At 55.7% G+C, this 21,927-nt stretch carries 23 protein-coding genes; 7 read left to right on the top strand and 16 right to left on the bottom strand.

Annotation, left to right across the window (positions count from 1 at the left end):
* Positions 1-28: 28 nt before the first annotated feature.
* From CFI10_RS06675 to urtA, 11 genes are all read right to left on the bottom strand, one after another.
* Positions 29-700: an urease accessory protein UreF gene (locus CFI10_RS06675; RefSeq protein ID WP_425270445.1), complete on the bottom strand. Its 672-nt coding sequence runs from the start codon at positions 698-700 to the stop codon at positions 29-31.
* Positions 678-1,130 (bottom strand): urease accessory protein UreE, encoded by a 453-nt coding sequence (ureE, locus tag CFI10_RS06670; protein ID WP_091827051.1) that lies wholly within the window; start codon positions 1,128-1,130, stop codon positions 678-680. Before ureE ends, CFI10_RS06675 begins: the two co-directional genes overlap by 23 nt.
* Before the next feature lie 10 nt (positions 1,131-1,140).
* Positions 1,141-2,847, bottom strand: a complete 1,707-nt coding sequence (ureC, locus tag CFI10_RS06665; protein WP_206840756.1) for an urease subunit alpha — start codon at positions 2,845-2,847, stop codon at positions 1,141-1,143.
* Positions 2,847-3,191, bottom strand: coding sequence for an urease subunit beta (locus tag CFI10_RS06660; RefSeq protein WP_206840754.1), 345 nt, complete (start codon positions 3,189-3,191; stop codon positions 2,847-2,849). The genes ureC and CFI10_RS06660 overlap by 1 nt, the downstream gene beginning before the upstream one ends.
* A gap of 13 nt (positions 3,192-3,204) precedes the next feature.
* Positions 3,205-3,507: an urease subunit gamma gene (gene ureA, locus CFI10_RS06655; protein ID WP_206840752.1), complete on the bottom strand. Its 303-nt coding sequence runs from the start codon at positions 3,505-3,507 to the stop codon at positions 3,205-3,207.
* Between the two features lie 40 nt (positions 3,508-3,547).
* A complete protein-coding gene (locus tag CFI10_RS06650) occupies positions 3,548-4,435 on the bottom strand; it encodes an urease accessory protein UreD (RefSeq protein WP_242530141.1) in 888 nt (295 codons plus the stop codon).
* A gap of 10 nt (positions 4,436-4,445) precedes the next feature.
* Positions 4,446-5,141, bottom strand: a complete 696-nt coding sequence (urtE, locus tag CFI10_RS06645; RefSeq protein WP_206840750.1) for an urea ABC transporter ATP-binding subunit UrtE — start codon at positions 5,139-5,141, stop codon at positions 4,446-4,448.
* Positions 5,138-5,971, bottom strand: a complete 834-nt coding sequence (gene urtD / locus CFI10_RS06640; protein WP_206840748.1) for an urea ABC transporter ATP-binding protein UrtD — start codon at positions 5,969-5,971, stop codon at positions 5,138-5,140. Before urtD ends, urtE begins: the two co-directional genes overlap by 4 nt.
* The gene (gene urtC / locus CFI10_RS06635; RefSeq protein ID WP_206840746.1) at positions 5,968-7,113 is read right to left on the bottom strand and encodes an urea ABC transporter permease subunit UrtC; all 1,146 of its coding nucleotides are present in this window, start codon (positions 7,111-7,113) and stop codon (positions 5,968-5,970) included. The genes urtD and urtC overlap by 4 nt, the downstream gene beginning before the upstream one ends.
* Positions 7,110-8,723: an urea ABC transporter permease subunit UrtB gene (gene urtB / locus CFI10_RS06630; RefSeq protein WP_206840744.1), complete on the bottom strand. Its 1,614-nt coding sequence runs from the start codon at positions 8,721-8,723 to the stop codon at positions 7,110-7,112. Before urtB ends, urtC begins: the two co-directional genes overlap by 4 nt.
* 61 nt (positions 8,724-8,784) lie before the next feature.
* The gene (gene urtA / locus CFI10_RS06625; RefSeq protein WP_206840742.1) at positions 8,785-10,071 is read right to left on the bottom strand and encodes an urea ABC transporter substrate-binding protein; all 1,287 of its coding nucleotides are present in this window, start codon (positions 10,069-10,071) and stop codon (positions 8,785-8,787) included.
* 307 nt (positions 10,072-10,378) lie between these two features.
* Between urtA and rlmF the strand changes: the two genes are divergently transcribed.
* The gene (gene rlmF, locus CFI10_RS06620) at positions 10,379-11,332 is read left to right on the top strand and encodes a 23S rRNA (adenine(1618)-N(6))-methyltransferase RlmF (protein WP_206840739.1); all 954 of its coding nucleotides are present in this window, start codon (positions 10,379-10,381) and stop codon (positions 11,330-11,332) included.
* A gap of 33 nt (positions 11,333-11,365) precedes the next feature.
* Here rlmF and CFI10_RS06615 read toward each other — a convergent pair whose 3' ends face one another.
* Both CFI10_RS06615 and CFI10_RS06610 read right to left on the bottom strand, forming a co-directional pair.
* On the bottom strand, positions 11,366-11,878 hold the full coding sequence (locus tag CFI10_RS06615) for a M48 metallopeptidase family protein (RefSeq protein ID WP_206840738.1): 513 nt from the start codon (positions 11,876-11,878) through the stop codon (positions 11,366-11,368).
* An 11-nt stretch (positions 11,879-11,889) separates the two neighbouring features.
* Positions 11,890-12,207: an MTH1187 family thiamine-binding protein gene (locus tag CFI10_RS06610; RefSeq protein WP_206840735.1), complete on the bottom strand. Its 318-nt coding sequence runs from the start codon at positions 12,205-12,207 to the stop codon at positions 11,890-11,892.
* A 505-nt stretch (positions 12,208-12,712) separates the two neighbouring features.
* Here CFI10_RS06610 and CFI10_RS06605 point away from each other — a divergent pair.
* Positions 12,713-13,282 carry a hypothetical protein gene (locus CFI10_RS06605; RefSeq protein WP_206840734.1) on the top strand — a complete coding sequence of 190 codons (570 nt, stop codon included), beginning with the start codon at positions 12,713-12,715 and terminating at the stop codon, positions 13,280-13,282.
* Between the two features lie 265 nt (positions 13,283-13,547).
* Here CFI10_RS06605 and CFI10_RS06600 read toward each other — a convergent pair whose 3' ends face one another.
* A complete protein-coding gene (locus tag CFI10_RS06600) occupies positions 13,548-14,852 on the bottom strand; it encodes an IS1380 family transposase (RefSeq protein ID WP_206834329.1) in 1,305 nt (434 codons plus the stop codon).
* A gap of 240 nt (positions 14,853-15,092) precedes the next feature.
* Here CFI10_RS06600 and CFI10_RS06595 point away from each other — a divergent pair, with 240 nt between their 5' ends.
* The 3 genes from CFI10_RS06595 to CFI10_RS06585 all read left to right on the top strand — a co-directional run bounded on the left by CFI10_RS06595 (position 15,093) and on the right by CFI10_RS06585 (position 16,750).
* Entirely contained in the window at positions 15,093-15,449 is a 357-nt protein-coding gene (locus CFI10_RS06595) for a hypothetical protein (RefSeq protein ID WP_206840731.1), read from the top strand.
* Positions 15,450-16,241, top strand: coding sequence for a DUF5677 domain-containing protein (locus CFI10_RS06590; RefSeq protein WP_206840727.1), 792 nt, complete (start codon positions 15,450-15,452; stop codon positions 16,239-16,241).
* A 71-nt stretch (positions 16,242-16,312) separates the two neighbouring features.
* Complete coding sequence (locus CFI10_RS06585; protein ID WP_206840724.1) at positions 16,313-16,750, top strand: hypothetical protein; 438 nt, start codon at positions 16,313-16,315, stop codon at positions 16,748-16,750.
* Between the two features lie 119 nt (positions 16,751-16,869).
* Here the strand turns inward: CFI10_RS06585 and creC are convergent, their stop codons facing one another.
* Positions 16,870-18,336: a two-component system sensor histidine kinase CreC gene (gene creC, locus CFI10_RS06580; protein ID WP_206840722.1), complete on the bottom strand. Its 1,467-nt coding sequence runs from the start codon at positions 18,334-18,336 to the stop codon at positions 16,870-16,872.
* Positions 18,333-19,001 carry a two-component system response regulator CreB gene (gene creB / locus CFI10_RS06575; protein WP_206840720.1) on the bottom strand — a complete coding sequence of 223 codons (669 nt, stop codon included), beginning with the start codon at positions 18,999-19,001 and terminating at the stop codon, positions 18,333-18,335. Before creB ends, creC begins: the two co-directional genes overlap by 4 nt.
* 228 nt (positions 19,002-19,229) lie before the next feature.
* Between creB and CFI10_RS06570 the strand changes: the two genes are divergently transcribed.
* Together CFI10_RS06570 and CFI10_RS06565 are read left to right on the top strand one after the other, a co-directional pair.
* A complete protein-coding gene (locus CFI10_RS06570) occupies positions 19,230-21,284 on the top strand; it encodes a marine proteobacterial sortase target protein (protein WP_206840718.1) in 2,055 nt (684 codons plus the stop codon).
* Complete coding sequence (locus tag CFI10_RS06565) at positions 21,281-21,868, top strand: class GN sortase (RefSeq protein ID WP_206840716.1); 588 nt, start codon at positions 21,281-21,283, stop codon at positions 21,866-21,868. Before CFI10_RS06570 ends, CFI10_RS06565 begins: the two co-directional genes overlap by 4 nt.
* The last annotated feature ends 59 nt before the right edge of the window (positions 21,869-21,927 follow it).

Genomic DNA, 21,927 nt, shown 5'->3' with positions numbered 1-21,927 from the left:
TTGGTTTCCTCTTCTCAACGGCGGCTCTTCAAGAGCGAAACAGCCGTGAATACTGTGTTTCGTGACGGCTGCTGGCGATTGCCAATGCGGGCAGGCCAGCACCGATATAGTCTTCTTCAACGCTTTTTGCGATCTCGATCGCCTGCGGCAGTAACGGTTGCAGGTCATTCAGCAGCTGCTGTGCCTGCGTCTGTCCCAGTGGCACCAGCTTGGTGGCGGCGGCCACCTGATTTTCCAGCCAGGACCAGCCCAGTCCCAATGCGGCGGCATCAAACTCGAGCCCCCAGTGCTTCGCGGCAAAGGCGAACAGCACGATGAAACTGACCTCCTGCTGCAGCACCTGTGGCACGTCAATGCCCAGGTTCTTCAGCACCCGTCGCAAGGCTTCGCCCATGGCGCTGTCGGTCAGGCGCAGCTCGCGGGTCTCGCGACAGGCCAGCGACAGGTCGTTCAACGCTTGCCAACGCCCATCGCTATCAGCCTGCATAGCCAGCCTCAACAATGGCAGATCGGTCTTCGCCTGAGCATGCAGCAATTGCAGCTCCAGCCAATCCGCCACCTGATCTGCCTTGTGTATCCAGCCACTGTCGATGGCGTACTCAAGCCCCTGCGAGAAGGCGTAGCCGCCCACTGGCAGGCTGACACTGCTCAGCTGCAACAGACGCAGCAGGGCATGGTCAGTGGTCGTGATGGTGTGCATGGCCATGGGCATAGGCTCCGGATTCCGGCATGAATACCGCTTCGGCCTGCCGGGTTTCCAGCCCCAGCAGCTGCAGCATCTCCTCCAGTACATGATCCGGCTTGATCCTCAGCCAGCGATCACCCACTTCAATGCGCACATGGCGGTTGCCGAGGTGGTAACAGGCCCGTGCAAAAGTGTTCCAGTCATCACAGCGTGCCTCCAGCACCGACTCTTTGGCCCCTTCGACCAAAATGTGACGCCCACAGGATGATTTCAGGTATTCACCAACTCGCAGCGGCTTGCCCCGTTCCAGGAAGACACGCACCTCTTCACCGGTATCACTGACCAGCTTCAATCGGCCACGATCACGCTGGTCATGGGTCAGGCTTACTTTCGCCGCGATGGGGGCATGGCAATGGGTGCCCAGCCGTTCATGGATTTCAAACATGCGTCTCTCCTTAAAAGAGGCTGTATCGCTGCGCCAAGGGCAGCACATCAGCAGGCTCACAGGTCAGCAGCTCGCCGTCAGCCCGCACCTCATAGGTTTGCGGATCCACCTGAATGTCCGGCTGCCAGTCATTCAAAATCATGTCGGCTTTGCTGATGTTGCGGGTATTGCCACAGGCAACCAGACGTCGACTCAGCCCCAGCTGTTCACGCAAACCGGACTCCAGGGCTGCCTTGCTGACAAAGGTGACGGAGGTTTGTGCCGCCGCCTTGCCCTCAGCACCGAACATGGGTCGGTAGTGCACCGGTTGCGGCGTCGGGATGGAGGCATTGGGATCGCCCATGGGCGCCGCCGCAATCATGCCCCCCTTGATAATCATCGCCGGCTTGATGCCGAAAAATGCCGGCTTCCACAGCACCAGATCCGCCAGCTTGCCGGGCTCGATGGACCCCACTTCATGGGCCACACCATGGGTGATCGCCGGATTGATGGTGTACTTGGCGACATAGCGGCGCGCGCGAAAATTATCGGCTCCCAGTGCCCTGTCTTCCGGCAACAGCCCGAACTGGCATTTCATCTTATGCGCCGTCTGCCAGGTTCGCGTCACGACTTCGCCCACACGTCCCATCGCCTGAGAGTCGGACGAAATCATGCTGAAGGCGCCGCGATCATGAAAAATGTCCTCTGCCGCGATGGTCTCCTTACGGATGCGGGAGTCGGCAAAGGCCACATCCTCGGGAATGTTGCTGTCCAGATGGTGGCAAACCATCAGCATGTCGAGATGCTCGTCCACGGTGTTGACCGTGTACGGGCGCGTGGGGTTGGTCGAAGACGGTAGTACATTGGGATAGCCTGCTGCACGGATGATATCCGGCGCATGGCCGCCACCGGCCCCTTCGGTGTGATAGGTGTGGATGACGCGGTTCTTGAACGCCCCCAGGGTGTCATCGACAAAGCCGGACTCGTTCAGGGTATCGGTATGGATCGCCACCTGTACATCGTACTCTTCGGCCACACTCAGGCAGCAGTCGATGCTGGCCGGTGTGGTACCCCAGTCCTCATGCAGCTTGAGACCACAGGCACCGGCGTCCAGCTGTTCACGCAGCGCTTCGGGGCAACTGGCGTTGCCCTTGCCGAGAAAGCCCAGATTCATCGGCATCTGGTCGGTGGCCTGCAGCATTTTGCCCAGATACCAAGGCCCCGGTGTACAGGTGGTTGCCTTGGTACCGGTAGCCGGGCCAGTTCCACCGCCGATCATGGTGGTCACGCCGGACATCAGCGCCTCTTCCACCTGTTGCGGGCAGATGAAGTGGATATGGGCATCAATCCCACCGGCCGTCAGGATGCAGCCTTCGCCCGCGATCACTTCAGTGCCGGGGCCTATGACGATGTCGACACCATCCTGAATATCGGGGTTACCCGCCTTGCCGAGGGTATGAATCCGTCCCTCCTTCACGCCCACGTCGGCCTTGACGATACCCCAGTGGTCCAGAATCAGGGCATTGGTAATCACCAGGTCCATGGCCGTGTCATTGGTTACCTGACTCTGTCCCATACCGTCACGGATCACCTTGCCACCGCCGAACTTCACTTCGTCACCGTAGGTGGTGTAGTCCTTTTCGACCTCAATCCAGAGTTCGGTGTCGCCCAGTCGTACCCTGTCCCCAACCGTGGGGCCGAACATCTGGGCATAGCTGTGTCGGTCCATTTTGGCCATCAGTTGTGCCCTCCTGCTGAGCTTTCGCCTGCTGCAGTGTCCAGTGGTCCCATCACCTCGCCACGGAAACCGTAGATGGTACGGCTGCCGGCATACTCGACCAGTTCCACCTCTCGTCCCTGTCCGGGCTCGAAGCGCACGGCAGTACCGGAGGCGATATTGAGGCGATAGCCAAGGGCAGCGTCACGCTCAAACACCAGCGCCGGGTTCACTTCATAAAAATGGTAATGGGAGCCGACCTGTACCGGTCGATCTCCGTGATTTTCCACCCGCACGCGGATGGTCTTGCGGCCAACGTTCAGCTCAATCTCGCCGGCGGCTGTCTGAATTTCTCCGGGAATCATGGGATTCTCCTGTTCACACAATCGGTTGATGCACGGTGACCAGCTTGGTGCCGTCGGGAAAGGTCGCTTCCACCTGTACCTCGTCAATCATCTCCGGCACGCCCTCCATCACCTGATCGGCGCTGAGCAGCGTCTTGCCGTAGCCCATCAGCTCCGCCACGGTACGGCCATCACGGGCCCCTTCCATGATTTCCATGGAGATGTAGGCCACCGCTTCCGGGTAGTTCAGCTTCAGGCCACGGTTCAGGCGACGCTCCGCCAGTAACGCTGCCGTAAATATCAGCAGCTTGTCTTTCTCTCTTGGCAGCAGTTCCATCGATTTCTCCTCCAGCCCACCTGCTGTGGGTCTGTTCAATTCAGGTCGCCCAGATGCGTGGGACGCAGGTCTCGCGGCCGATCAGTTCAGGCCGAATCAGGCCCCAGCACTGCTCCAGACACAGCCGGGTGCGCTCCGAGCAGCCCCCCAATGTTCGGATCAGCAGAAACTCGCCACTGAGGCTCACGCCCGCCAGCAGCTCGTCTCGTTCGCAACACGCTCGCAGCGGCTCCAGCAGTGGCTCAGCCTGTTCCGGCGTAAACGGCCCCGCTACCAGCAGCCCGTTCACCGGCTGTCCCTGCAAGCCCGCCTTTCCCATCAGCAACGCCGGGCTCTGCCCATCAATCATCAGCTGTTCGCGCAGCAGAATGCGGCCTTCCCGGCGAATCTGCAGCCGTTGCTGCAGTTCACCGCGGCCAAAGCCCTCGCCCTGTGCCGGCAGCCCCAGACTGGTCACCTCCCAGCCGATAAAGCGGGCATTTGTGGCCAGTTCCACATCCACTTCCAGCCGCGTGCGAGCATCCGGGTAGAGAATGGTCTCCAGCGGCAGCCACTCAAGGCTGCAGCCCTCGCCCACCTCCAGTCGCACGCGCTGGTGTTGCAGGGTACGGTCGGGACGGGCGCGGTAGACACGCCCGGCTCCGGGCGTGGTGATCAGCGCCGCCGTGCTCGGCTCCAGACGTGTTTCAATCTCAAGCAGGTCGCCAGAGACCATCCCGCCCGGAGGATGCAGCAGGTACAGATGTGCAAGATCAGGACCTTCCGGGTAGAAGGGCTTCTGCAGATGCAACGGGCCGAGGTGCTCGGCACTGGCGACACGGCTGCCACGGGGCGTACGCTTGATGCCCAGCGACAGACGGGCATGCCAGCGCGAGGGCACTGTGGTGCCGTTATCCGAGCCTGGTCGTGGCATCAGCGGCATGTTCATCCTGTGCTCCTCAGACCGCCAGATACTGACGAATCAGCTCATCATTGAGGTTATCCATGCGATCCGCCGCGACAATCCGCCCCTTTTCCATCAGGCGGAACTCCTTGCCGACACGTCGCGCAAAGCCGAGCTTCTGCTCCACCAGGATCACGGTCAGCCCCTCCTCCTCGTTGAGCTTGAGGATGACGTCGCCAATCTGTTTGACGATGTTGGGCTGGATGCCCTCGTTGGGCTCATCCAGAATCAGCACCTTGGGATCGAGCACCAGCGCACGGCCGATGGCCAGCTGCTGTTGCTGACCGCCGGACAGATCTCCGCCACGACGGTGCATCATTTCGCCCAGTACCGGGAACAGCTCAAATATCTTGTCGGGAATATCCCTTGCCTTGTCCTTGCGGATCGGCAAACCGATACGCAGGTTTTCCTCAACCGTCAGCAGCGGAAAGATGTCACGCCCCTGAGGCACGTAGCCAATACCGGCACGGGCACGATATTCGGCTGGACGCGTGTGCAGCGCCTGCCCTTCCATCAGGATCTCGCCGCTCTGAATCGGCAGCAGCCCCATCAGGCACTTGAGCAGGGTGGTCTTGCCGACCCCATTGCGGCCCATGATGCAGGTACAGGACCCCTGCTCTATTTCCAGATCCAGATCCCATAGGATCTGGGTACCGCCATAGAGCTGGTTTACATTGCGGATGGAGATCATGCGTCCTCTCCCAAATACACTTCGATGACGTCACGGTTGTTCTGCACCTGCTCCATGGTGCCCTCGGCCAATACCGTGCCTTGATGGAGTACGGTGACGGTACGGGCGATACTGCGCACGAATTCCATGTCGTGCTCCACCACCACAACGGTGTGCTCGCCTGCCAGCGAGGTCAGAAGCTCAGCGGTTTTTTCGGTTTCTTCAGCCGTCATGCCGGCCACTGGCTCGTCAATCAGCAGCAGGCGCGGCTCGGCCACCAGCAGCATGCCGATCTCCAGCCACTGCTTCTGACCGTGCGACAGTGCACCGGCTCGCATGAAACGCTGGTCCTTGAGGCCAATGGTCTCCAGCACCCTGTCGATCAGATCCAGCTCGCGTGGGGCCAGGCGCGCCATCAGCGTTTGCCAGATCCCCTTGGCTGTCTTCAGCGACATCTCCAGGTTGTCGAACACCGTGTGCGCCTCGAATACCGTCGGCTTCTGGAACTTGCGACCGATGCCCAGCTGGGCAATCTCCGACTCGGATTTTTCCAGCAGGTTGATGGTCTGGCCAAAGTAGACACTGCCCTGGTCGCAGCGCGTTTTGCCGGTGATGACGTCCATCAGGGTGGTCTTGCCGGCCCCGTTGGCACCGATCAGGCAACGCAGCTCGCCATCATTGATATACAGATTCAGATCATTCAAAGCCTTGAAGCCATCAAAGCTGACACTTAACCCTTCCACGTACAGCAGCACCTGATGCGATACATCGACCGGGGCTGCCGGCGGGATCAGGAAGGGCCAGACGCGGTCGGGGCGCATCAGTTCGCGCGCGTTGTCCAGTGCGGTCATGAGTGCACCTCCTGTTTCACTGCCTTGCCGGCCTTGTTGTTACTACGCGCTGCCAGCTGACCTCGCAGCCCGACCAGCCCCTTGGGCAGATAGAGCGTTACCAGAACGAAGAGCGCCCCCAGTGCAAACAGCCAGCCTTCCGGCATAATGGCGGTAAAGCGGGTCTTGGCGTAGTTGACCAGCAGTGCACCGATAACCGCGCCATACAGCGTGCCGCGCCCACCCACCGCGACCCAGACCACCACTTCGATGGAGTTGAGCGGCGAGAACTCGCCCGGGTTGATGATGCCGACCTGAGGTACGTAGAGCGCACCCGCCATGGCCGCGATCAGGGCGGAAAAGACGAACAGCCATACCTTGTAGCGGTCGGTGCGGTAGCCCAGGAAACGGGCCCGGGCCTCGCCGTCACGGATCGCCACGATCACCTTGCCCATGCGGGACTTGAGAATCAGATGACTGATGACATACACCGCACAGAGCACCAGCGCCGTGGTGACAAACAGGGCCACGCGGGTGGTATCGGACTGCAGATCGAACCCCAGAATCTCCTTGAAGTCGGTCAGGCCGTTGTTGCCGCCAAATCCCATCTCATTGCGGAAGAAAGCGAGCATCAGCGCATAGGTCAACGCCTGAGTCATGATCGACAGGTAGACACCGGTCACACGTGAGCGGAATGCCAGCCAGCCGAACACGAACGCCAGCAGCCCGGGCACGGCCAGCACCATCAGCATGGCAAACCAGAACTGGTCCATGCCCATCCAGTACCAGGGCAGGCTATCCCAGTTGAGGAACACCATGAAGTCCGGCAGATCCGGGTTGCCATACACGCCGCGATCACCGATCTGGCGCATCAGGTACATGCCCATGGCATAGCCGCCAAGCGCGAAGAACGCCCCGTGGCCCAGACTGAGGATGCCGCAGTACCCCCAGATCACATCCACCGCCAGCGCCAGCATCGCATAGGAGAGATACTTGCCCAGCAGGGTAATGGTGTAGGTGCTGACGTGCAGCGGCGAGCTTTCCGGCAGCATCAGGTTGGCCATGGAGGCCAGTGTGGTGACGCCAAGCAACACGATCACGAATGGCAGTACCCGGTTACCGGGGGTACGACCGGCGGCAAATAGCTGAGTCAGCCAGTTCATTCAGCCGCCCTCCCTTTCTGCGGGAAGAGTCCCTTGGGACGCTTCTGGATAAACAGGATGATGAAGACCAGCACCAGAATGCTCGCGAGGACGGCACCGGTGACCGGCTCCAGGAACTTGTTGGCGATACCGAGCGAGAACGCCGCAACGAGCGTGCCCCACAGGTTGCCCACGCCACCAAACACCACCACCATGAAGGAATCGATGATGTAGGACTGGCCCAGATTCGGCCCCACGTTGGTCAGCTGGCTCAGCGCCACCCCGGCGATGCCGGCGATACCGGAGCCCAGGCCGAAGGTCAGCGCATCAACGCGACCGGTGGGAATGCCCATGGATTTGGCCATGCTGCGATTCTGGGAAACAGCCCGTACATTGAGACCCAGCGAGCTTTTCTTCAGCAGCAACATCAGCGCAAAGAACACCAGCAGCGCGAAGGCGAGGATATAAAGACGGTTCAGCGTCAGCGACAGGACCGGGTTGATCTCCCAGGAGCCGCTCATCCATTCGGGTGATGCCACCTGACGGTTCAGTGGCGAAAACACCGTCCGGACCAGCTGCTGCAGGATCAGACTGACCCCGAAGGTTGCCAGCAGGGTTTCCAGCGGGCGACCGTGCAGATGACGGATTACCAGACGTTCCAGCAGTACACCGGTCATGCCTGACACAACGAAAGCGGCCGGAATGGCGACCCAGAGCGAATATTCGATATGGTTCGGCATCAACAGCTGTACCACGTAAGTGGTGTAGGCCCCCAGCATGATCATCTCGCCGTGAGCCATGTTGATCACGCCCATCACGCCAAAGGTAATCGCCAGACCAATCGCCGCCAGCAACAGCACCGAGCCGAGGCTCAGGCCGAAAAACAGCTGGTCGATGAAAGCGTAGAACTCGACCTTCTGCTCGATGCCGACCAATGCCTTTTGCGCGGCCTGCTGTACCTGAGGTGAAGGGTCGTTGTCGGCAATGCGGTTCAGCGCATTGCGCACATCACCTTCAAGGCTGCCTTCCAGCTGGCCGATCGCTTCGATGCGGTCCGACGCTTCTGCAGCGGTATTGAGGCGGTTCAGGGCCAGCGCCATGTCCATCACCTCACGGACGTTCGCGGCGTTTTCATTCAGGCGCGCCTCACGAATGACACTGAGGGTATTCGCATCCAGGTCAGACAACAGCGCACGCACTGCGCTTTCACGCACCGATGCACTGGCGGAGCCCAACTGAAGGCGTGCGATGGCATCACGCAGATGGCCGCGCAGACGGTTGTTGACGCGAATTTTCTTGATATCACGACTGGACAGCGGTTCGATTTCCACACCGCTGAGCATGTCGATGAAGGTGTCCTTGCCGGCCGATTCGGTGACCGCAATCACCTGGCGGCTGGACTTGATGAAATACAGATCCCCCTCCAGCAGATGGAGAAACAGCGGTTGCACCGCCTCCCCCCCTTCGGCTTCCAGGGTTTCGAGCACCGGTATCGTCTGGCTCAAGGACGCCTCGGTCAGCGCCTCCAGATGCGGAGCCAGCGCGGGTGGCAAAGGTTTTTCGGCGGCCGTTGCCGACAACGACAGCAGCAGGCCGAAGCAGTAACAGCAGATCGCCAGTAATCGTTTCACGGGGTCACTCCAGAAGTTATGCAGGCGGCCCCGTCAGACGGGGCCGCTGAGAGTCGATGGATCAGTTGGCCTGACCACCACAGGACTGGGTTTCCACGTTGTAGTTGCCGCATGTGATCGGCGCGGTCCAATCAGCAATCAGATTTTTGGAGCCCGGCAGGAAGTCGGACCAGGCATCACCCGCCACGACACCTTCGGTCTCCCAGACCACCTCGAACTGACCGTCGTCCTGAATTTCACCGATCAGCACCGGCTTGCTCAGATGGTGATTCTTGTTCATCACGGCAACGCCGCCAGTCAGGTTGGGTACTTCCTGGCCGATCATCGCCTGCTCGACCGCGTCGACATCGGTGGTCCCTGCAGCCGTTACTGCCTGCGCCCACATGTTGAAGCCGATATAGGTGGCCTCCATCGGGTCGTTGGTCACACGCGAGTCATCACCGGTAAAAGCGTGCCATTTCTGGATAAATTCGCTGTTGAGGTCAGTATCCACGCTCTGGAAGTAGTTCCAGGCGGCCATATGGCCGACCAGCGGGCCGGTGTCGATACCGGACAGCTCTTCTTCACCCACGGAGAAGGCCACCACCGGGATATCCTCTGAAGAGACGCCCTGGTTGCCCAGCTCCTTGTAGAACGGCACGTTGGCATCGCCGTTGATGGTGGAGACCACCGCGGTCTTCTTGCCGGCACCGCCAAACTTCTTGATATCGGAGACAATCGACTGCCAGTCGGAGTGACCGAAGGGGGTGTAGTTGATCATGATGTCCTCTTCCGCCACACCCTTGGACTTGAGGTAGGCTTCGAGGATCTTGTTGGTGGTGCGCGGATACACGTAGTCGGTACCGGCCAGCACCCAGCGCTCAGCACCCAGCTCGTTCATCAGGTAATCCACCGCCGGAATCGCCTGCTGGTTGGGTGCGGCACCCGTGTAAAAGACGTTTTTGGAGGACTCTTCGCCCTCATACTGCACCGGATAGAACATCAGGCCGTTCAATTCTTCCAGTACCGGCAGGACCGACTTGCGGGATACCGAGGTCCAGCAGCCGAAGATGACATCGACCTCTTCCTGGGTCAGCAGCTCACGCGTTTTTTCGGCGAACAGCGGCCAGTTCGAGGCCGGGTCTACCACAACCGGCTCAAGCTGTTTGCCCAGCAGTCCGCCCTTCTTGTTCTGTTCCTCGATCATCATCAATACGGTGTCTTTCAGCGTGGTTTCGCTGATCGCCATGGTGCCGGACAGTGAGTGCAGCACACCCACCTTGATGGTATCCGCCGCCAGAACATTGAAGGACAGAGAAGAAACGCCAATCGTCAGAGCAACGCCGGCAGCCAGTGATTTGATCTTCATTGCAGTACCCCCTTTGGTTCCGCATCCGTGCAGTGCGGGCGAAACCTTCGTTATCGGTCAGACCTCGACGAGGCCGGGAAAACAACTCAGTGCCTGACCGATTATTCCCAAGGGGGGCAAGAGGGGGTATGCGCGCAATGACGCAGAGGGGTACGTCAAATGACGTAGTAGACGGGTGACAGGACTTGCAGAGGGTCGCAACAGCGCAGGCAGGGGCCCTGTATACCCGGCTTATGGACCAGCGCTATAATCACGACCTCGCTCGATATCACCCACCGGTTGAAGCCTGAACTTCGGATATACTGCTGTGCGCCCACGCCGTCATACAGAAAAAAGCCCTGCCCAACCTGATCGCAAAGGCCTGCACCCACGAAATCTGCACAGGTATGGCTATGATTTTCCAGCGTTGCTCAACAGCTACCCTCCGCTGGCCCAATATGTCAGCAAGAATGCGTACGGCAACATGTCTATCGACTTCGCCGACCCGCTGGCGGTAAAAGCCCTGAATGCTGCGCTGTTAAAGCTGCATTACACCATTGTTGACTGGGATATTCCTGAAGGCGCGCTGTGCCCGCCTATTCCCGGACGAGCCGACTACATCCATTACATTGCAGACCTGCTTGAGCTTGACGCGCCTGCTACCAATGGAACTGATCCCGCGCCCGGCATCACCCTGCTGGACATCGGCACAGGAGCCAATGGCATCTACCCGCTACTCGCCTGCCAGCTTTATGGCTGGCAATGCGTAGGCTCTGATATCAATCCACAATCACTGGATAACGTCGCCGCGATTATCGCCAAGAATCCCGGTCTGCAAGAGCGCTTCACCCTGCGTACGCAACACGACAAGCATCACATCTTTGAGGGGATTATTCAGGCCGGCGAGTTTTTTGATGTGAGCGTGTGCAACCCGCCCTTCCATGCTTCCCAGGAAGAAGCACTCAAAGGCAGCCGGCGTAAACTCAACAACCTGGCACGTAACCGCGGTGATAAAACGGCCACGTCGGCCAGGCTGAACTTCGGCGGCCAGGCAGCGGAACTCTGGTGCAAGGGCGGCGAACAGGCTTTCCTTAAAAAGATGATTAAAGAAAGCCAAGCCTTTTCAACACAGTGCCGCTGGTTCACCAGCCTGGTATCGAAAGCCGAAAACCTGAAGCCTGCCACCAACCTGATCCGTAAACTTGGCGCCGTTGACGTGCGGGAAATCGAGATGAAACAGGGTAATAAAATCACCCGCATACTGGCGTGGACGTTTATATAACTAATCCTGTACGTGCCGCCATCCAGTTAAATTTCACCACAGATCGCCAAAGCGATCGCGATGACACAGGTACAGGCGCAGCTCGAATTCCAGCTGGTGGTAATCCGGCTCCATGTGACAACAGAGCTTGTAGAACGCCTTGTCGTGATTTTTCTCGCGCAGGTGTGCCAGCTCGTGCACCAGAATCATGCGCAGGAACGGCTCCGGCACCTTGCGAAACAACGAAGAGATCCGAATCTCGTTTTTCGACTTCAGCTTCTTGCCCTGCACCCGCGATGCATAGGTATGCAGACCCAAGGCATTGTTAATGATGTGTATCTTGTCGTCATAGATCACCTTGCTGATCGGCGACGAGCTGCGCATATACTGGTTTTTGATCCCCTGCGCATAGTCATACAGAGCCCTTTCGGACGCCAGTTCATGCGACTGAGGGTACTTCTTCAACAGCCAGGCGCCTGACTTTTCGTTATCCAACAACGCCTGTGCCTGCTGCTGAACCTGCGGACTGTAGCCACTGAGGTAATTGAACGCTTTGGGCTTGCTCATGGGCCTGTCACTCACCCCAGTGCTGAATCATTTGCCAGCCTGTCGGCCACGCTCTGAATTTTATCCTGAATGCTTTGTTCCCGGTCGATTCGGGTACCCAGACGCATGGAAGAGCTGATACGCGGCGCCCCCATCTCATGGACAACTTCGTGACAGCGCTTCACCGCTGCCATGACGTCATCCCAGTCCCCTTCTATGTTGGTACCGTAGGCATGCAACTGGTGTTCAAGACCGGCATCTTCCAGCACTCGCTGGCAGGCCGTAACATACTCGGATACCGAAACACCGACGCCGATCGGAATAACACAGAGATCAATCATGACTTTCATAGGCACTCCTGCTTGGCCGTGTTGGCAAGATTACAGGCTGCCTATGTTACCTCCGTGTCGGGCAAAAGGTGAAAGGCAGCGGCCGGGATATGCTGGTTTGCGCAATTTGCAGGCATTCGCAGGAATCAGCCGATCGATCCGTGCACCACATGGCCTGTGGACAAGCTGATCTGAGTTTCTGTGATTTTATACAGTGTATTGAAGGCCACGTGCCGGTGTTGCCTGCTTTGTCACTTAGCGGTGCTTATTTGTAACTGGTAACGGGCGGGAAAATCGTTCAGTATCAGGTAACTATGGCCTGGCCGTTGCAGGATCACACGCACGGCAAAGCTGCAAAACGCGCATGCTCGTTTTCACCGGAAGAGAATGACTGTGGTATCTGGGTTTATCATTTCTCTTCAAGTACTTAGATCATCTCTCCCGGTCTTCGGCTGGGAGCAAAAACACGCATGCGCAGTATTATAATGTTCAGTATCAGCTAGATTTTCACCTTAAGGAGTAGAGTGTGTCGTTGTTAGAGTCATATCGTCGGAATGTGACGAGAAAACGAGAAGAAATCGCCAAGTTGCAGCAGGGAAAAGCAAAAGAACAAACTAAAATTGCCAACCTTTCTGGAAAAATAAATTCTGCTTCACAAGCGTTATCTCGCACGAGTAGCACAAGTACTGCAAAAACAAAGTTACGTGAGATCGAGAAACACCAAAAGGATCAGGCTGCAGCGGAAAAGAAAGTAGCTGATTTTGACAACAAGATATCACGAAAGCAGAAAGAACTTTCTGATGAGCAAAAGAAAGTGTCAAGAGAAGAGGAAAAAGAGAGCAAACAAAGACAAAGGGAGTCAGAACGGCAAGCTAGAGCACACCAATCCCGAATGAATCAAATAGATAGCACTCTTGATAAGCATGAGGACTTGCACCGGAGCACTATTGCTACCCTGAAGACACTTCAAGACCTTCCAGAGAAAATTGTAGTTCTATTTCTCGCTTCGAATCCTGCTGATGCCCAACAGTTGAGGCTGGATGAGGAGGCACGTTCCATTGGCGAGATGATTAGAAAGGCTAAGCACAGAGGATGATAAATGTCCTTCTCTAGCCTTTCTAAATCCTGAATCAGTGACTTCACCCGCTGTTGCAGCACCCAGCACTGAAGACGACCTCGCTCTTTAACACAGCTCGATCTTATCTAACGTGTACCGGGTTAATCTACGCCACTGCAGCATCGATCATGCTTCTCACCGCAGTATTTCGTCTCGATTCTGTCTGCAGGCCAAGGCATACCCTGCCATGCATGGCGCTCGGGCGTGTGGCTATTTTGAATGGCTGTAAATCCGACAGTCCGGATCAGGCCAGCCCGTAGACGCGACTGAATGCCCCGAAACCGGGACAATGTCGTCCGAAGCGCAGGTGGAGACGACGACCGCTGCTGACTAAGCGACAGGCCATATACATCAGTTCCTGAATCACGGTTTTCAGCCGCCGACGCTTGGCCGGATGACGCACCGGTGCATCCGGCCCCAATAGCGCGTTCTGTCCCATCCAACGCAGTATGTTGTAGCCCAGTACGGCAAAGGCTATGACCAGGTCGTTGGTATCGAACTTCCCTGACGGCAAACGTTCGAGATCCAGATCAGTCTTGAACTCACTGTGGAACTGTTCGCTGGTGGCGTGATCCTGGTAGAGCGCAATGACCTTGGCGTTATCTGCTGCGTCCGATGTGAGTGAAGTCGTCCAGCCCTCCAGGCTGACCTCCGGCTCCAAAAACAGCTGTCCTGAACTGTCACTCTGGCGCACCGTCACCTTGACGATCAGGCGGTCGTCCGTGCCATCCAGCGGTTCGCTTACCAGCGTTTCCATTTTGCCCGGTCGGGTATGGCACCAAAGTGCGCCGGCCGCATGAGCCTTGTCGACCCAGGCCAGTCCATCTTGTGAGCGGGGGTTCCACTTAATCAGGTAGTCTGCCCCGTGCGCACGGAAGTACCCCCGGTTCTCGGCGGCATCATGGGCGCTGTCAAGACGTACCAGTAGCGGTGCATCGGTCAGCTCTCGGACTCGAGGCAGCACCCGGTCGAGGGTGTGAATAAACTCTTTATTGGCATGTTGGTTACCCGGTCGCAGCTCACAGCCCAGACACCAGCCCTCCGTGCCCAGGTAGGCCGCGATGGGGGCATAACCGTCATGCCCCTTGTAGGTATAGGCCACGCCCTCTTTTTTACTGTTGCTGTTGTCCATGGGAAACACGTCCATATCCAGTGGCACGTGCCCGGTGGTGAGTGTGCCGATAGGCACCGAAGCGTTACACAGAAACTCGACGCTGGCCTCATCCAATAACGGGATCAGTGCGCGGGCATCTTCATCAAAGCGCTGACGCAGCCGGGCCGATGAAGGTGATTGCTTGATGCCCATGGCCGCTTTGAAGAAGGGATCATGGCGTGCGTGCTCGACCGCTTCGAAGTCGCTCTTGCCAAGGCAAATCAACCCCAGGTAGGTACGGATGAGGTCGATGTTGGCGATGCCATGGCGCTTGACGATGGAGCGCGAGGTCTTAGCCAGAGAGGTCATCCTGTTCACGCTGTGCCCAACCAGCGCCAGACCACCGTGGGGTGTGATAATCTCGGTTTTTGACTGTTCAAGCTTGAAGGTACGCATAGTCAGATATCACTGCCTGGGTGAATCGAGAATGGCGTCCATATTACCGCCGCAGGCCGCGTGGTTACAGTGTTGTAGAGGTGTGAGTGGGGTTGTAAGTCACGGAATCAGGTAAATAGCTTCAACAAACTTTCAAGTGAACAAAAGCTCAACATACTAAATAATTTCAAGAACAAAGAAAATCTAAATTTCATCAGAGAAAATACAGCGCATATCTACCACCTTTTTCCTGAATTTCCTTTGAATTTTATCTTTGAAGACTATCTATATGGTGTAGATAAACTAGAAGCAATCGAAGATCTAAAAGAAGATGTTTTCTGCCTTTTGGATAGGTACTGTCATCATGCTACTAAGGTTCAGACCACTGCCTTTGTATCTATGGCCGCAACAGGAAAAATGATGATTAGCTCTGAAATCGATATGCCGGACTTTAACGCTATTTTTACAGATCCTGAATCAGATGAATGTAAAAAAGTCGCATCTTTTGTAAGGGCAAGCCTCAATACAGGACTTGGATTTTCAAGTGAAGAAGGCGTGACAAACGAGTGGGCAAAAAGTTTTTGGAAACAATCTTTTGAGCTAGAGAAGTGCGAATAAATGGACGAAAAAAAACCTGTAGAAGATTTTATAAATGAATATGAGAGTTTCTTAAAGGAGTCATTTGAAGAGCTATGGAGTAAAGTAGGCATTGAATATGACAAGCTTGAAGCTTACTCCGTGATTGGTGGCCTACTCTCACGCCAAGTAACCTTATCAATTCAAATGGCTAGATCTCCAAATATATTAAATGGGCACTCAGCACCTCTTTTCTTACGTGCAATGACTGATCTACATATTGCACTTTCTTGGATTATGCTCGACTTGGTAGAACGCTCTAAAAAGTACATATTGCATGGTTTAGGAGAAGAAAAACTTCTCATGGAACATTATAAGAATGAGCTTGAGAATGAAGAAGATGAACAAATACGTCAAATCTTAGACTTAAAATCTGAGTGGATTAATTCACAGAAACGAGAATTTTTCGTCGAGGTGAATCTAGGCAACTGGGCTCAACTTGATTACAGAAGAATGTCTCAAGAATCAGGCTGCGAAAGTCTGTATAAGTTTGCGTATAAGCCTTTCAGTCACGCAGCACATAATATGTGGCCGCATGTATCAATTTATAACTGCAAAACATGCGAAAACCCTCTTCATAGATATCATTTGATTCCTGAACTAAGAGAAGCTCCAATTGACTTAGATTTTCTATATAGGTCTTGCAAGTACGTTCATAGAGCTTTTGAACTGTTTATTAATAAGTTCAATATCAATCTTAAATCCAAGTTACCATTAGAATGGTGGGACGACTACTTCACGGAAAAAACCGAGGAAAATGAACATAACAAGTAAATCCAGGTGACGCCTACGGCACACCTGATTTAGGCGTTATGCATCTTTAAGTTAAGGGAGTAACTAATCGAATGAACGTGATTATCGTTGCCGCGTCTGGCGCAGTTTTGGTGGGCTTGTATAAAGCAGTGATGAAGCCCAATCCGCCCCAAAGTCCCGCTGCTTGCGGAGCTGGCTTTTTCGTTTCAACGGCGGGGGTTGCCTCCGTGCTTTATTTGCTGTCCCTCATTCCATCATCCTTGGTTTATCAATTCGCAAGTGTATTCGCGTTGCCCCTTCTGGCGCTTATTGCTGGATACACTGCGGCGAAAACTACAGAAGATACTTCGTCAATGAACGCTAAAATCGTCGCAGGTGTCGGATTCATTCCCTACGTCATCATTTGCATGCTTTTCTTGTCGGGTCTTCCGGGCTGGGTCCTCATCTTTGCAGTACTATCCTTTGTGCCCAGTGTGTTAATCGGACTGAAAGTATATCAAAAACGGAGTCCCAAGTTTGAGAGTACATAACAATGGTTCAGGTGACGCCTAGCTAGACGTGAAGGCTGAAAGTTGTCTGATATGCGATGGTGACTCTGAATGAGAGAAAATGCCATGGAAGGAATATCATTATAACCCAGTCTATAAAATCAAACTCCGTTCGGCAGGCTACACTCAGCTGGCAGTGTCAGTGAGAACACAGTGGCTGGTGGTTCGGTTTCGCGGTGGTAATTCAGCTTTCCGTTATGCAGTTGCATGATTTCATGAACAAAACTCAGCCCCAGCCCACTGCCTTTGCTGCCATCTGTCCGGGGCAGACAGAAAAAGCGCTGGGTCAGTTTTTCTTCGGCAAAAGGCGGCACCCCGGGCCCGGAATCTTTTACGCTGATGTAAACAGAAGCATCGTTTTGTATGGCACCGATCACTACAGCTGACTCCGGCGGTGAGAACTCTATGGCGTTCCGGATCAGATTGCTCAGTGCATCCTGCAACAGGGTACTGTCGCCGGTGATGGACAGCGAAGGGTCACAGCTGTATTCAAGGCTCACTCTGTGCTGGCTGGCATAGTCTTCAAGGCTCCGGCAGACTGCTGTGATCAGCTCTTTCAGTACGACTTTGTCGTGTCGTTCCAGGCTGCTCTGATATTCAATGGCGGCCAGTTTCAGCAAGCGCTCGATCAGCTCCTGCATCCTTGAACCCTGCTCAATAATATTATTGAGAAACTGATTGCGCCGTGCATCAGACATCGGTTCCTGTAACAGCTCTGCGGCACCACGGATACCGGCGATCGGGGCTTTCAGTTCGTGCGTCAGGCTCTGCACATAATCTGCCACATAGGATTTGCCATCCAGTGCGGCTTTCATGCTTTCAAGCGCTTTACCCACACGCCCAACTTCATTATGACCAAGCACAGGCAGCACGGGGCGTTCGCCTCTGGAAACCCCTCTGGCATACTGTTCAAGGCGGTGCAAAGGCCGTGTAATCCAGAGGGTGATCACAAGACCGGTCAACAGCGTTGCCAGTGCAGCGACCAGTGAAATCCAAAGCAGGTTGGTGCTCAGGTGGCTGATAAAGCGGTTAATGTTGCGGGTGGGTTTTCCGGTGGACACCACACCGATAATATCACCGCGATACAGCACCGGGCTTGCGGCATAGAGCCGTTCGGTATCACTACGGCCGGTTACATCGTCGCTGCTGCGGGCACCATAATGACCGCGCAGAGTCAGATAGACATCGCGCCACTGGGAATAATCGCGGCCGGTATCGGTGTAATGGGAATCAAAAATCACGGTGCCTTTGGCATCAGTGATATACATTCTCAGATCAACTTCGGTTTTAAGCAGGTCATAAATCTGTGCGTTTAGCGGCCTGCCGGCCAGCCCGGCAAAGAGCCGTTCAGCCAGATGTGTGTCGATCACGGTGCCACCGCTTTCGCTGAAGCTGACGCCTTCATTCGCGATCAAAGTAGCCATCATTTCTGATATATCAACCAGAATCTCTTCCTGAGCTTCTTTATAACGGGGCTCCAGCTCATCGAGTACCCAGTAAACCACACTGCCAAGACCTGTCAGCACTGAAAACAGAAACACCAGAATCAGGCGTGATCTCAGGCTCATGCATCCTCCTCAAAGCTGTAGCCAAGGCCACGGCGGGTTTTGAGCGGGTCGCAGTTTGCGCTGATGTCGCGGATTTTGCGCCTGAGGGTTTTGATGTGTGTATCGACAGTGCGGTCGAAGCTGCGTTCAGGCTCTTCCCACTCCTGTTGCATCAACTGTTCACGGGAATAGATTCTTCCGGGATTGCTCATCAGTAACAGTAGCAGGCGGTATTCATAGCGGCTCAGATCCAGCAAGATACCATTCAGCGTGATTCTGGCGCCATCTGCATCGTGACTGAAGCCGGCAGAGCTGATATTCGCAGCTTCCTGAGGCTGACGCAGGCGAGCACGGATACGGGCCGTGAGTACCCGGGGGCTGAAGGGTTTGGTGATGTAATCATCAGCGCCCAGCTCAAGGCCCAACACCTGGTCGATCTCTTCATGGCGGGAGGTCAGAAACACCACCGGCACAGAGGATGCCTGCCTGATGACCCGGCAGACATCAAATCCGCTCATATCGGGAAGACCAATATCCAGCAGAACCAGCTCTATATTACCCTCGCTGAGTGCATCCAGAGCCTGCTGCCCGGTGGTGACCCAGATATTAACCATCCGTTCGGTTTCCAGAGCATAGCGTATGGTGTCAGCAATAGAGGGTTCATCCTCAACAATCAGTACCGCCATGGTGTTCCCTCTGTTAAAACGCCGGTCCATAAGTAGTGCAGAGGCTCACATTATCTTTGGCAGATCAGCTAGTGTAAAGCCGCTTACATTACCACTAGGGTGTGTGCCACCTGTGCCTGAATGTAACCTGGCGTTCTTATTTCACAGAAAAACAGGACTCCACACTCACTTCACATTTTCCTCAAACAGAAAGCAGATACTCGCCTCATATTAATGAGGAGAAGAGCAATGCATACATTTTCAAACAAGGGCATTCGCCCACTGATTCTGGCCTGTCTGATGATGGGGTGTGCACAGAATGCGGTAGCTGATGCGGTTACCCACGGTACCTTGGTATCCCGTGATGAGCAGGGGCAAAAACAGGATATGCCGCTGGTCAGCACCCGTGTGGCCATGGAGATTACAGGTTCTGTGCTGCGCGCTCAGGTGACCCAGGTATTCCATAACCCCACAGACAACTGGGCAGAGGCACTGTATCTGTTCCCCCTGCCCGGTGAGGCAGCCGTTGATCACCTGAAAATGCAGATAGGAGACCGCATTATCGAGGGTGATATTCAGGAAAAAGAGCAGGCCCGGGCAACCTACGAGCAGGCAAAATCTCAGGGACAGAACGCCGCGCTCACCGAGCAGGACCGCCCTAACCTGTTTCACACATCCGTCGCCAATATTCCGCCGGGTGGCGAGGTTACCATCAGTATTGAGTACCAGCAGACACTGGTCTGGAAAGATGGCCGGTTCAGGGCCAGTTTCCCGCTGGCAATCACCCCACGTTATAACCCGGTACAGCCCGCAGAAGTGCGCCGCGTGGTTGAGGGACAGGCAACCCTGAGCAGCGGCTGGCAGATACTGCCGGGTGAACGTAAAACCGTGATGGCCACAAGCGGCGATGACGACAACGCCGTCAGCCCTACTCCGGGACCGGTTGAGATCAGCCTTAATCTGCAACCTGGATTCAGACTCAGCTCTCTGGACAGCCCTTCACATCAGATCAGTCAGCAACAGACAGAAGATGGCCGCTACATCATCAGCCTGCTGGCGGACGAGCCGGATGACTACCGTGATTTTGTTTTGAACTGGACACCGGTGGAAAGCGCCGAACCTTCGGCGGCGTTTTTCTCAGAGCAGCATGGGGATGAACACTATGGTCTGCTGATGCTTATGCCGCCTCAGGATCTGCACACAGCACGCTACAGCCGGGAAGTGGTCTTTGTGATTGATACGTCAGGCTCCATGGCCGGTACCTCAATTGAAGCCGCGCGCAGAGCGCTGCAGGCCGGTATAGACGGGCTGGCATCTGATGACACGTTTAACGTGATTCAGTTTAACTCTTCAACCGATACGCTCTTTAACCAGCCGGTTATAGCCGATATCCGGCGCCGTCAGCAGGCCGCCAGCTATATCAACTCACTACAGGCAGGCGGTGGTACCGAAATGGCACCTGCACTGACTGCTGCACTGACAGGCGTACGCAGCAACGATGACACCCCCAGATTGCGCCAGATCGTGTTTATCACCGATGGCAGTGTGTCCAACGAACAGCATCTGTTTGATCTGATCCGCAGCCGTCTCGATAACACCCGCCTGTTCACCGTGGGTATCGGCAGCGCACCCAACAGTTACTTTATGGAAGAGGCTGCAGTAGCCGGGCGAGGTACCTTTACGTATATTGCGTCTTCGTCTGAATCTGAAAGCAGCATGCAAACGCTCTTCAGCAAGCTGGAAAAACCGGCCATGACCGATATCAGGATCGAAGGCGATGGGATTAAAGACCTGATGCCATCGGTAATTCCTGACCTTTACTCCGGTGAGCCGCTGGCTGTGTCGATGAAACTGGCAAACGGCACAGGCGAAGTCCGTATCAGTGGCCGTACCGGTGATGCCGCCTGGCAGGAAACACTGACACTGGCACCGGCAGATAATACCCGGGGTATCATGACAGACTGGGCTCAGCGTGCGGTGCAGGACTGGCGCCGTGGCTATCTCAGAGGTGTCAGCGAAGAACAGATCCGTTCTGAAATCATTGCGCTGGGTCTTGAATATCACCTGGTTACGCCATACACCAGCCTGGTTGCCGTTGATAAAACACCTGTCCGTCCTGAACAGGAAGAGAGCGAAACTCTGGTGGTGCCTGCAGCCAAACCCCACGGCCTTGATTTGGGTATGGCCCAGGGCGCTACCGGGTATCAGCTGCCCCTCGTCGGAGGTCTTGCCGCCCTGCTGGCAGCACTTTCCGTCATGATTGTGGAGCGGCGCAGAAAGTCCGGTTCAAGGTGGTGTGTATGATCTTCAGCATCCGTAACCTCATACTGGCAGCCCTTGTGGCTGCTGGTCTGATCCTCACCTCAACAGCCCTGTGGATTCCTGTAAAAGCCCGGCTGGCGCAATGGCTGCTGGCCGATGCCTGGGCCGAAAGTCTGGACAGCGGTACAGCAGTAAAACCCTGGCCCTGGGCCGACCACTGGCCGGTTGCGCGTCTGAGCGTGCCTGATATGGACATTGATCAGATTGTACTGGCCGGAGACAGTGGCAGCTCGCTGGCTTTTGGCCCCGGTGAAAATATGCAGGCACATGCGATGACCCATGCTGCACGGATTATCAGCGGACACAGAGATACTCACTTCAGCTTCTTGAGGAATATACAACCAGGCCAGACGCTGATGCTCAGTGACCATAACGGAAATGTGACATACCAGGTTGATCAGATTCAGGTGGTGGATTCGGCCGTTACCCGGCTGACGCCCACTGCCTTTCCAGATGGACTGATACTGGTGACCTGTTATCCTTTTGATGCGCTCACCGCAGGGGGAACTCAGCGGCTGGTTGTGATGGCCTCTGCTGTTGAGCCTGAGAAGCCCCCTGCATACTGAGTAAAAGCATAATCAGGCGCTCAAAATCGTTCGCCTCGTTCACGGGGAAGGAGCCCATG

Source organism: Marinobacterium iners (assembly GCF_017310015.1).
In the GTDB taxonomy this organism is placed as follows: Bacteria; Pseudomonadota; Gammaproteobacteria; order Pseudomonadales; family Balneatricaceae; genus Marinobacterium; species Marinobacterium iners.
Note: the sequence above shows the minus strand (reverse complement) of the source record. Positions and strands in the feature narration are given on the sequence as shown.